Annotated in this window: 2 protein-coding genes (1 of these 2 running past the window's edge); both read left to right on the top strand. The window is 46.2% G+C overall.

Annotated features, from left to right (window positions below; genetic code table 11):
* Positions 1-1,495, top strand: partial view of an SDR family NAD(P)-dependent oxidoreductase gene (locus M9194_RS10150; protein ID WP_250612527.1) — the 3' end only. 19,019 nt of this gene lie to the left of the window's left edge; only the last 1,495 of its 20,514 coding nucleotides appear in the window; its start codon lies beyond the left edge, outside the window; its stop codon occupies positions 1,493-1,495.
* Positions 1,492-13,644, top strand: a complete 12,153-nt coding sequence (locus tag M9194_RS10145) for an SDR family NAD(P)-dependent oxidoreductase (RefSeq protein WP_250612526.1) — start codon at positions 1,492-1,494, stop codon at positions 13,642-13,644. The genes M9194_RS10150 and M9194_RS10145 overlap by 4 nt, the downstream gene beginning before the upstream one ends.

Below are 13,644 nucleotides of genomic sequence, written 5' to 3'. Positions count from 1 at the left end.
GAATGAAGCACCTGAGTTACAAGCCAATTCGCCAACTCATGCATTTAAACGCGCTCTGATCCTTTATCCGGAAGCTGAACAAGTACTCGCACAAGACATGGCTGCCCAATGTGAGAAGACCTACCCGGGTGCTAGCGTCGTGCAAGTACGTTTGGGGCAGGTAACCAAGAAGCACTCCGCAACGCAATGGGTTCTAGATAGCAATGATTCTAATGCGCTTCAGCGGTTTCTTGAGGAGAACCCGACTCCAGATTGTCTTTTCTTTATTGCTGGTGATTCGGCACGAGTCATGCGGGAGGATGAAAAGCAGATTAATGAACTTGCACAAAACGAAATTCAACTGCTGCGTTTGGTTAAAACCATTCAAAACCATAGCCAAGGTTCGGTGGATTGTTTTGTTCTCATTCAAGACGATAACTTGCCCACAGTTAATTCTAACGCCAATAGAGGCGGCGGCCTAGCAGGCGTTGGTTATGCTTTGGCGCAAGCCGATCATAGGTTTAGAGTTCGAGTGATTCAGCTGTCTTCCAAGGATCTTAGCCATAAACTCGGGCGTCATCGAGCCCTGTCCATGATACTCGATGAGCCAGCTTCGGATAGGGGCGCTGTGATTAAGTACAGCGCCGGACGTCGATACCAGCAGTCTTATACGAAATGGCTTTGGAAACCTCAAGAAGGCTCAGGTGGTTTGAAAACCGGTGGTGTTTATCTTATCGCTGGAGGTTCTGGGACAGTGGGTCAGATCATGACTCGCTATTTAATCGACGCCTACCAAGCTCAAGTGGTGTGGTTAGGGCGTTCAGCGGAAAATGATCCGAGCGTTTTGAATAAGTTAAACCAATATAAGACTAACGCGCCTTGGTATGTACAAGCGGATGTCACTGATCAGGCATCACTTGGTAAAGCGATTGCCAGAGTGAAGGCGAAATACTCGGCGATCAATGGTGCTATTTTCTCTAGCTTGGTGTTTCACCCCGAGAACTCTATTACCAGTACCACAGAACAAGATTTCGTGGATATCATCGATGTGAAGATCTCTGGTAGCCATAATTTCTATCTCGCTCTGCAAGACGAATCTCTAGATTTCCTTTGCTATTTCTCGTCGGTGCAGGCCTTCTCATTTCTCTCTGCGAAAGACAGTGTTGGCTACGCGGCTGGAATCACCGCGGCTGACTCTATTGCCATTGAACAAGGTCGTCAGAGTCGTTTTCCTATCGGTATCATCAACTGGGGCTATTGGCTACAAACAGTGAAAGGTACACCTTTCGAAGCCGCTTTAGCAGCTAGGTTTGGTCTGATTGAGGATACGGTCGGCGTTCAGTTTTTTGATCAATTTATTCAACAACTACAGCAAGGTGGTGAACAACGTTTGCTTTGCATGCCTGCATCTCAGGCTTTACATGAAATGATGGGGATAAATGAGTCCGAGACCAGTTATCTTTCGTCGCACACTAACCCATCTCTCTTTGCTCATTTGAAGGAAAAAACATCATGAAGACGTTTCCATCTGATATTCTTTTAAAAGCCAACCCCCTTGAGGAGTTGGAACAATGGGCATCCAAGTATCTGTTGCTTCAAGTTCGACGCCTTGGCATATTCACGTCCTCTAGTAATTCATCCGGTCAGGTTGAAGAACTGCGCCTCAAAGCTGGGGTGCATGACAGGTACGCTAGGTGGTGGGAGGAATGTTGTCTCTCAGTTCTGCAACAGTGGAATTTCGTACAACATCAAAATGGTTATGTCCGCCTTTCTGATAATCTCATATTTGACGGTATTGAGTCAGAACAAGCCTATCTAGAAGCATGGGAAACACGTAAATCGGCCTACCTGGACAATCCTCAAACGAAAGCCGTAGTGCACTTGATTGATGAGTGTCTGAGACATTTGCCAGATATCTTACGTGGTAGCCGTGCTGCGACAGACGTGATGTTTCCCAACGGCTCTATGGAAAAAGTTGAAAACCTCTACAAACATAACGAGCGAGCGGACTATTTTAATTCGCAGGTAGCAGAAACCGCGAGAGCCTACATAGAGCTGCTTATAGAACAGCGTCCCCATACTAAGGTGCGAATTATAGAGATCGGAGCGGGGACGGGTGGCACGACGTCCTTTGTGTTATCACACCTTGCTGATCTTAAAGAAAATATCCAAGAGTATTGTTATACAGACATTTCTAATGCGTTTCTTATTCATGGCAAGACAGAATACGGTCAGCAGTATCCGTTCCTAACGACTCGGTTGTGGAATATTGAGCACCCAACAGAGTCACAAGATATAGAGAGTGGGTGCTACGATATTGTCATAGCAACCAACGTTCTCCATGCGACCAAAAATATTCGAGATACGTTGAGAAATGCTAAGGTTGCGATGAAGAAAAATGGCATTCTTCTTATCAATGAATTGATTGAAAAAACCTTGTTAGGCACTCTTACATTTGGCTTGCTTGATGGGTGGTGGCGTTTTGAAGACGATGCACTTCGAATTCCAGGTTCACCACTTATTGATACTGATACTTGGCGTTCAGTTCTTAATCAGGAAGGCTTCGGTGAGGCGTATATCCCAGAGCCTAAAGCCGAACGTTTGGGTCAGCAGGTATTAGTGGCGGAAAGTGACGGGATTATTCGCCAGCAGTCAGAGGTTCAATTATCCGCGAAAAAGGTAGATATCACCTTAGAGGTTGGTGTTGAAAGTCAGCCTAAGCGTGAACCTGAAAGCACTGCGTCAGCTAGCCAAGTTGATGTCTCTATTTCAGATGTAGAAGCCTATGTAAAGAGCGCTCTGGCTGAAGCATTGAAAGTGGAAGTGGACACTATTCAGAAAGATGTCCCTTTTGCTGACTATGGGGTGGATTCTATCTTGGGTGTGAATTTTATTAATCGTCTCAAGGAGTCATTGGCGATTTCTCTTAACACGGCAATTATCTTTGACCACTCTACCGTTGAACGACTTTCCACGCATATTTTGCAAAATCATAGCGCTGAGGTTAATGCTCTGCTGGTTACTTCTACACTTGTTCCAGTAGACGCAAGTCCAGTGCAGCCAGTCAACGAGCTGGTTAAACCGGAGCAGCAAGCTCCTCTTACTCAAGCTCCTGAGCCTACTCCTGCACTTATCGACAAGGGTGAACACCAGACGCCGATCACCGAAAAATCGCCGAAGACTTTGAGTCGAGATACTGATATTGCGGTTATCGGTATTTCTGGGCAATTCCCGGAAGCAGAGGATGTCCATCAGTTTTGGCAAAACCTGATCGATGGGCATGATGGGGTGACGGAGCTGCCACATGAATATCTTGATCGTGAGAGGGACTACAGCGAAACCAAACAACCAGGAAAATCTTACTGTAAATGGGGTGGGGTACTGAAAGATCGCGCGTGTTTTGATCCTTTGTTTTTCTCTCTTTCGCCAAAAGATGCGGAGTCTATGAATCAGAACCAACGTCTTATTCTTCAGGAAAGTTGGAAAAGCCTGGAAGATGCAGGTTATAACCCTAAAACCTTATCAGATAGGAAAGTGGGTATTTTTGTTGGGGCCGAGCCTGTACGGTATGGCGCAACCAATTTCACTGGAGCGTCAGAAGCCCTAACCGCATCACGCCTGTCCTATTATTTAAATCTGAAAGGACCAGCGTTTGTGGTCAATACGGGTTGCTCTTCATCTGGTGTGGCGCTACATCTTGCCTGTGAAAGTTTGCGAAATCGAGAATCTGATATGGCACTTGCTGGTGGGGTTCATGCTGGCTTGGATCGTGAAGCGCTCGTGAGCACATCGGCGATAGAGATGCTCTCTCCCAGAGGACGTTGTCACACACTCGATGCATCGGGCGACGGCACTGTGTTATCGGAAGGGGTGGGTATGGTGGTCCTTAAACGGCTAGAAGACGCGATTACTAACCGAGACAATATCTATGGTGTGATAAAAGCCTCTGGTATCAACCAAGATGGGGCCAGTAATGGCATCATCGCGCCAAATGGTGCTTCCCAGGAAGAGCTGATCACTAATATCTACCAAAACTACAATATTGATCCGGCAGATATTAGCTATGCTGAGTTGCATGGTACAGGGACACGCCTTGGCGATCCGGTAGAAGCCAATGCGTTAGTCCGAGCTTTTAGCCAATTTACCGATACCCAGAACTTTTGTGGCTTAGGCAGTGCCAAAGACCATATCGGGCATACTTCTGCTGCGGCCGGAGTGATTGGTCTTATAAAGGTACTGTTGTCTATGAAGCACAATCAGCTTCCTGGACTGATACACTTCGATACTCTCAATCCATTAATTGAATTGGAAGGTTCGGCGTTTAATGTGGTGGATAAAACAAGATCTTGGGTAGCTGAGCCTGGCAAGCCTCGGATGGCGGCAATCAATTCCTTCGGGCATAGTGGCACCAATGTCCACTTAGTGGTCGAAGATTATCCCCAGCCCTCTTTCGTGCATGAAACATTCAACCCACATCAAGAGGTTCTCTTTGTACTTTCGGCGGCAAATGATGAACGTTTAAAAGAGTATGGGCAAAGGATGTTGGAGTTTGTCCGTCGTGGAGAAGTGCACAATGATAACCTGCAGAGATTTGCCCACACACTGCAAATAGGACGTGAAGCTTTGCGTTACCGAATAGCCTTTGCGGTGGGTAGTGCAGAAGAGTTGATTGAAAAATTGACTCGCTTTGTTGAGTCAAACTCTAGCGATTATCCAGTAGCTGATAGTAAACATCCATCGGAGCATATGGCACTGTTTCTAGCCGAAGACGATGCACAAGACATGATGCAAAAATGGTTACTTAAACAGCAGTGGAAAAAACTAGCACAGCTCTGGTTATCTGGAGGTCATGTCGATTGGTCCTTACTTTATCAAGACTACGCTCCATTGCGCATGTCAGTGCCAACCTACCCATTTGCCAAAGAGCGTTATTGGCGTCAGGCGGAAGATGTCCGGTCTCATGTGGTACCTCAGCCTAAACCTCAAGTTGAAACTCATTCAAACGCGCAGCTAACCCATTTGCATCCACTTCTTCATAGTGCCGTCAGTGCAGAGGGTGCGTATAGTTACAACTCTAACTTTACCGGTCAGGAATTCTTTCTTTCTGATCATCGAGTTGAGGGACACATTACCCTGCCTGGTGTCGCACATCTTGAGTGGGTTCGCGCCGCATTTGAACACGCATGTCAGGATAAAAATGGTGCCATTAAACTAGAAAATGTAGTGTGGATTCAGCCTGTGATTGTTGATGCCGCAATGCAACTTAACGTAACACTAAAGCCAGTTCAAAATGAAGAGCACGTTTTTCACTTTGAAATTTCCAGTCTGAGTCACGACACTAAAACCCTCCACTGTCAGGGGCGAGTTTTAATCACTACTGAGCGTCAGCCAGATATGCTGAATGTGGTAGAGAAATTGGCAACATTGACGCCACTAGACCTTGATATGGAAGCATTCTACGAGTCTTTCAGGCAAGTGGGTATTGTCCATGGTTCGAGCTATAGAGGCGTGACAGCGTTGAGCCGAGGTCAAAATGAAATTCTGGCCGCGCTGGCTTTACCCAATGTCGTGTCCTCCAGCCAACACGAATACGTCCTGCATCCAAGTATGATGGAGAGCGCACTACAAGCGGCTTGCCTACTTATCGTTGATCATAAAGCACACTCAGGTGTGGCTTCACTTCCTTTTGCACTCGAGTCGATTTGTATCTACGGCCCGTGTACCCAGCACATGTACGCCCGAGTTCGTTATGCGAAGAATAATCGCAATGGTGGAAATGTGGTTAAGTTGGATGTGGACCTGATAGATGCAGACGGCCATATCAGTGTCGTCTTGGAAGGCTTCTCTTTCAGGCGACTTCACTCCGATGCACCTGACAGTGTCTCGCAAGGACTGTCTTCACAAGGCCAGGGTGAGAATCTGTTACTCACTACGTTATGGCGAGAAGCTAGTTTTTCTTCTCAAGTACAAACCTTTGATCATAAGGATGTTTTCCTTTTTGACCGATCACCGGCAGCTGCCTCGGACCTCATGGCTCAATTGCCAGGAACGCTGTGCTTAGCTCAATCCTTACCCGAAAGGGATATAGCGCTGAGATACGAGCATTACACTTTGGCTTGCTTAGATCATGTGCAATCCATGATTAATCAACGCCCCGATCGCAAAGTGTTATTGCAAGTGGTGGTTCCAGACACATCCGAAGGGCAGATCCTTGAAGGGATAGCCGCTTTTCTTAAAACCGTTTCTTTGGAGCATCCACAGATTAGTGGTCAAATCATAGTCACATCACCCCATACAGGTGCGATAGCGTTAGCGCAACAACTTGTAGAGGCCAGCAAATCTTTACCCGCTAAGATAGTGAAGTTCCATCACGGAAGTAAGCGAGTACTAGAGTGGCAGCAAGTGCTGACTCAGCAGGACGCGCCTCAGTCTCCCTTTAAACATCACGGAACTTATGTGATTACTGGTGGTTCTGGAGGCCTTGGGTTGATTTTTGCTCGAGAAATTTTGCAAAGGACTTCCGATGCCAGAGTGATAGTCATTGGTAGGTCAACAAAAGACGCTTGGGATAGTGAGCAAAATAGTTTACCGCAAGCGTGGCGTCATAGAGTGACTTATGTTCAAGCCGATGTGGCAGACAGGGAACAGTTGAGTTCAGTGTTCAGTCAGCTCCCCAGCTTGGACGGAATTATTCATAGTGCAGGGATGAACTCGGATCAAGCCATTGGTAAAAAAACACCATGCGGCCTGCAACAAGTATTAGCGGCGAAAGTAGCGGGTACCTACAATCTCGATCTACTGACGAAAACCTATAAATTGGATTTTATCGTTCTATTTTCTTCCGTGAGTGCGGTTTTCGGTAACCCTGGTCAAGCAGACTATGCCGCTGGCAATGCTTTTATGGACTCTTTTTCGCGTTGGCGCAATGCGTTGGTAGAAGAAGGCAATCGCTGTGGCCGTACATTGTCAATTAACTGGCCATTATGGAAAGAAGGAGGCATGCGACTTAGTGATACTCAACAAGATTTGATGAGACAAACACTAGGAGGGATGCCTATGCCAACACTAGATGGGCTGTCCGCTTTCTATCAAAGCTTCTACTCAGGACATGACCAAGTGGTAGTTCTGCATGGTAATAAAGATAAAATGAAAACATTTGTCGGAATTAACCAGCCTTTGGCAAACGTGTCTGAGAAGGTACCTGAAAACCTAGCTAAGCCATCGAATTTGGCCATTGAGCGCCAGAGAAATCCGCAATCCAGTATGCCTATCGAAATCAGTTTGCACGACATACGAAAACTTTTGCTAGAAGAGGTCTCGACAACCATAGGTCTTGAGCAAGACAAGATCGAGTTAGATGCAGAGCTTAGCCAGTATGGGTTTGACTCTATCGTATTAATGGACTTTATTCGCGATTTGAATCAAAAGTATCAGCTGGATCTAATGCCAACGGTATTTTTTGAATACCCAACTATAGTGGCACTTGCGGAATATCTCGATCAGAACCATTTAGACACGCTCAGCAGGTACTTTTCGGCGCAAAGTTCAGATCCCAATATTGAGTCGCCGACCGTTCATCCTAAGTCTGAATTGATTAAGGACGAAGTGCAGGTCGAGGTACCACAACAAAACCTTGCAGCGCAAGGAGGCAAGAAGAGCAAGCCAGGCCAATATCAGGATATTGCGATCATCGGGATGGATGGCACTTTTCCCCAATCTGATTCAGTAGAGGGGTTTTGGGAGATGATCCGCACGGGAAAAGATTTAATGGAAGAAATTCCCAAAGATCACTGGGATTATCGCCCTTGGTTTAGTGAAGACCGAGATGTTGAGGATAAAACCTATTGTAAATGGGGCAGCTTTATCGACGATGTTGATCGGTTTGATGCGGAGTTTTTCAATATCTCCCCTAAAGAAGCAGAATGGATGGATCCTCAGATGCGTTTGCTATTGCAAAGTGTGTATCGTTGTGGAGAAGATGCTGGTCGTATCAAAGATATTCGCGGTAGCAAAACAGGGATTTTTGTTGGTGTTTGTTCTCATGACTATATGGATGTGATCGCTGAGCAAAGTGGACCTATAAACCCCCATCAAGGCGTGGGTACAGCACTAACGGTGATTGCAAACCGAGTGTCTTTCTTGCTCAATCTAACCGGGCCAAGTTTGTCGTTTAATACGGCATGTTCTGCTTCGCTTGTTGCCTTACATGAAGCCTGTCATGCACTACAACGAAATGAGTGTGAAATGGCGTTTGTTGGCGGTGTGAATGTACTGCTGTCTTCTCATCATTATCGCTATTTCTCAAGCATAGGAGCGCTTTCTCCAACAGGACGTAGCCACAGTTTCGATTCTAGAGCAGATGGCTATGCGCCTGGTGAAGCAATTGCTAGCCTTCTGCTTAAGCCACTTGATAAAGCGATAAAAGATGGCGATCAAGTTTATGCGGTTATTAAAGGGTCAGCGGCATTACACGGAGGATTCACCCCTTCAATTACGGCACCTAGCGTTTCTGGTGAGAAAAATGTGATTACCAGCGCTTGGAAAAACGCCGACATTGATCCTGCCACGATTGGTTATATCGAAGCTCACGGTACAGGCACCAAATTAGGTGATCCTATTGAAGTGTCTGCGTTAACCCAAGCGTTTCAGGAGTTTACTTCGAATACAGGTTTCTGTGCTCTGGGCTCAGCTAAGGCGCATGTCGGGCATACAGAAGGCTCTGCAGGTATATTGGGTGTTATCAAGGCTGTGCAGCAGTTGCGCCATCAGGTCATTCCTGCCATGCCAGCGTTTAGGGAAAAGAACCCTTATATTGAGTTAGACAATTCAGCGCTCTACATCAACCGTGAGACAATTCCATGGCCTGCGGTAGCTTCTCATCCTAGGCGAGCAGGGGTAAGCTCGTTTGGATTTTCTGGTGTTTATGCCCACGTTGTACTAGAAGAGCATACCGTCACTGAGGCGGAAATACGTCAAGAGTTTGATACCCAATCTGGTGTTCAACTTATTGCCTTATCAGCAAAAACAGAAAATAGCCTTAACGCAAGAATCCAAGACCTTTTACACTTTGTGCAAACAGATACTAAGGCATCGTTGGCTGAGATAGCGTATACCCTTCAGGTAGGCCGAGAGTCGATGAAATATCGTTTAGGGTTTGTGACGTACTCTAAAACCGAATTAATACGTACTTTGCAATCGTGCCTTATAGGTCAACCTGTTGAGGTTTATCGTGGAGAGGCGCAGGGCAAACTCGACGATTATCGTTACGATGCGAATGACGCTAGTATGCAACAGTGGTTGGAAAAATGGCGCGAGCCTGAAGTTGGCGCGCAACTCATAGAACGTTGGACTCTAGGTCAACCAGTGGAATGGGGCCAGCTGCATCGCTCTATTACCCCACATCGTGTGCGTTTGCCTACCTATCCATTTTCTGGAGAGCGCTATTGGTTTATGTCGCGAACAGAGGATAACCTCAATGTGGTGAAGGAGGAAAGTATCTCTTCGCCAATTGCAGCGAAATCAAAGCCTACTGAGGTGACTCAGGTCGATAAAAACTTGTACAAGAATACATTGGACGTTTTGAGAGAAATGATCTCAGAAGAGACCAAAATTCCACTACACCGGATTGAACCTGAAAAAGACTTTGAGGAGTTAGGCTTAGATTCAATCATTATCGCGACGTTAAATAAGCGAATCGCAGCCATAACAGGGAACACAGACAGTACCTTGTTCTTCAAACACAAACACTTATCTTCTCTGGCTAAAAGCCTCAGTCATGACTTTTCGAAACCCAAGGAAGCGCCAGCGCAGTCAGAGCTAAAAATGGACCAGATAAAAACTGAGCCTGAGGTTGTACAAGAGCACACTGTTTCAGAAAGTTCATCGTTGCCAAAAGATGATGATATCGCCATTATCGGGATGAGCGGCCGATATCCACAAGCAAGCAACTTAGATACGTTTTGGCAGAATTTACTTGAGGGAAGGGATGCAATTCAGGAGATCCCAAAAGAGAGGTTTGACTACTCTGAGTTCTATGATGCTGAAAAGGGAGCGCCAGGTAAAATCTACTGTAAATGGGGAGGGTTTATAGACAACGCAGATAAATTTGATGCTGCGTTTTTCAAACTGTCGCCACAGGATGCTCGTTATATGGATCCTCAGGAGCGCATCTTTCTTGAAGCGGCTTGGGAATGCATGGAGAGTGCTGGGCAAATTGGGCCCAATTGGCAACGTGATGCGAGAAATGTCGGTGTATTTGCTGGCGCAACATTCAATAATTACCAGTTAATTATGGCTGAAGCCGCTGATTCTCAGGCTTATTTGGCCAACTCTCAGACGTTCTCAATTGCAAACCGAGTGTCCTATTTCCTGAACTTCACTGGCCCTAGCTTTACTCTAGATACCGCTTGTTCATCGTCTTTACTCGCCATTCATCAAGCTTGTGAGAGCCTTAAACGTGGGGAATGTGAAATGGCGCTTGCTGGTGGTGTTAATCTGTCTTTGCACCCCAGTAAGTACATTACATTGTGTGCGACGGGCTTTGCAGCAAGTGATGGACGCTGTCATGCTTTTGCGGCCAACGGTGACGGTTATGTACCCAGTGAGGGGGTCGGTGCAGTATTGCTTAAGCCATATGCCAGGGCGGTGTCTGACGGTGATGAGGTTCTAGCCGTTATCAAGGGGACTGGCATTAGCCACGATGGGAAGACACAGGGTTATACGGTGCCTAACCCAATTGCCCAGTCGAAAGCCATCGAGGCTGCTCTTGGACAAGCTGGAATCAGTGCAGATCAAATCAGTTATGTTGAAGCCCATGGCACGGGCACTGAACTGGGTGATCCAGTGGAAATTCAAGGGTTAATGGATGTCTATTCCCGTGATACGGACAAACTGCAATATTGTGCTATTGGCTCAGTAAAATCTAATATTGGCCACGGTGAAGCGGCTGCTGGGATTGCGCAACTAAGCAAAACGGTTTTGCAACTTCAACACAAAACTCTTGTACCATCTTTATTGCATGACAGACCAAATCCAAATATTGACTTTAACAACACCGCGTTTGTCGTGCAGTCCTCTTCTTCTCACTGGGCACAACCTAAATCGGCGCAAGGTGAACCATGTCCTCGTTACGCCGGTATCAGTTCATTTGGCGCTGGTGGAGTGAATGTACATGTGATTGTTGGCGAGGCACCTGAATGCCATGCCATAGAGTCTCATCCTAGTGCTGAGGGTGGCTTACTTATTCCCCTTTCAGCTCAAACTAGAGAGTCGTTGTTAAAGATGGCAGACAACTTATCCAATTGGTTGGACGATCAAACGAATAGTCGTTGGAGCCTCGAAAGCATCGCCCATACCTTACAAACTCGTAGGGCGCCTTTTGTATATCGGTTGGCAGTCATCGCGGAGAGTAAAGCGCAAGCCTGTGCCATATTGAAGGCATTTGCCAAGCAAGAAGAATCCTTATCGGCTGATTGGTTCGAGTCTTCGGCGAATAAAAAGCAAGGTTTTCGTCTTGATTTAAGTGGCGAAGAAGACAGGGGCTATGTTAACACCTTGATAAACAAGGGTCGATTCGACAAGCTCGCCCAACTGTGGGTCAATGGTGCCGATATTCCCTGGGCTCAGTTTTACACACAGAATATTGGCTGCGCACCTCTACCAACTTACCCATTTGATAGAAAGCGTTATTGGGCTGGAAGTCCTTCCTCTAAAAGTGCCGAGGTTCATAAGCTCCCGGATGTACAACGCATCAGCGCAGAAACAGTATTGAGAGAAGGCATGTTCGATGTGCAGTGGCAAGAAATGGCACAGTCCTCTTCAATATTGCCCAATCGGTTAAGGCGGCTGTTGGTTGTGTCGGAGTCAACAACAGTCCTTGAGCAGGCGAAATGGGCTGACACGGAGCTTTGTCGTTGTTTGATTACAGGTGATGTTAGTCCGTCTGATAGTGGAGATGGAGATATCATAATATCAAAAGATCGCTTGAACTTTGACCTCTTGCGGGAACAAATCTGTGAGGGGGCATGGGATGGGCTTGTATACGTGCCATCGGCAATTGATTTTGAGAATTGTGACAGTACCACTTTGGTGGAGCATGTGGCTTGGGAAACCCATAAGCTGCATCGTTGGGTCGAGTTTTTAACCAATGAATTAGTTGATGCTCCTATTCAGGCTACGTTTTTGTCCGTAGTGAATAAGCAGGGAGTAGATCCAGTTCAAACGTTGCTCGCCAAGTATTTCAGTTTTCTTCGCTATGAATTCCCAGAATTTCAAGTATCTATCATTCAGGTAGACAGCTTAGATAAGAACATGCAACAGCGAGTTATTAATGAAATGGCTGCGCAAAGCAATGAAACACACGTCCAATTCGAAGGGAATAAGCGCCTTGTTCAACGTTTAATGCCAATTGAAATTGACCAAACTCTAGCAAACTTTGATGCATCTGGTTGTATGGTGATTACTGGCGGCTTTGGCGGGCTTGGCCTTAAGCTTATCCACTGGTTGATGGATAAGGGTGTGACAGAACTCGCTGTGATTGGCAGGAAACCGAGCACCTCAAGGCTACATCACCCTGCTCTTGAAAGCCCCATTACTATTGAAAAGTTGATTCAGAAATATCAGCAACGTGGTATTAAGCTGCATTATATACAGGCGGATCTGCATCAGGTCGAGTTGTGTATGGCGAGCTTTGCAAGTGCTAGAGCACATTTCAACAATCCGATTACTGGGATATTCCATCTAGCAGGCGTTACTACTGAGGCGATTCCGCTCAACCAAATGCGCGAAGAAACGCTCATTGATGTACTAGGTTCTAAATTCTTCGGTGGATACGCGCTCGACAGAATAACGGCGAAAGATCCAGTGCGTTATTTTTGCATGTTTTCATCTACATCTGCGATAGAAGGTATGCAGGTTAATGGCTTAAGTGCTTATGCCACTTCCAACGCTGCGCTAGATGCATTGGCCGAAGCTCGTCGTTTGAGAAAGCAGCCTATTCAGCTGATTCATTGGAGCGATTGGGATGAAGTGGGTATGGCTGTAGAGCATGATCACAAGGCCTTTATGGATGCCGTAGGTATTCATATGTTGCCAACTGAAACAGGGCTTAGCGTTTTAGAGGCGATACTCTCGCGGTCGATTAGCTCCAGTACGGTGTTTCATGTTAATTGGGATACGTTTTCTCAGGTTAATGAACTGATACATAAACTGCCGTTTTTCAATGATTATGTTCAGTTTATGCGCCACCAAACGGGGAGCGAAGACATGGTTAACACAAACGGTAATGAACAAATAGCAAGTAAAGTGAACAGCAAGCCGCAGATAGCGCAAAACAGAGAGAGGATGGTTGCACATCTTAGTGAGAAATTGGCAGACATCATCGAACTGGACGTCATTCCTGTCGATGAAAGCCTTGCTAGTTTGGGATTGGACTCCATCAATTCAATACAGTATTTCAAGGGGTTATCGACTGAACTGACTATGGACATTTCGCCTTCTATTATCTTTCGCTACCCAACGATTGCTAAATTGTCTGAATACTTGTGGTCGCAACTTTCTAGTGATGCATATCACGGTGACAGACGCGAGGACGATGATTTGTCTTTAGTGGAAGAATTGAATGCAGCTTTGAAGAAATCAGAGCACCTTCTCAACATAACAGCGTAG

It is taken from the genome of Vibrio sinus, assembly GCF_023634645.1.
Taxonomy (GTDB): Bacteria; Pseudomonadota; Gammaproteobacteria; order Enterobacterales; family Vibrionaceae; genus Vibrio; species Vibrio sinus.
Note: the sequence above shows the minus strand (reverse complement) of the source record. Positions and strands in the feature narration are given on the sequence as shown.

Excerpts from the sequence above, each read along its gene's own strand:
- M9194_RS10145 (WP_250612526.1), top strand. The coding sequence starts at position 1,492 with ATGAAGACGTTTCCATCTGATATTCTTTTAAAAGCCAACCCCCTTGAG.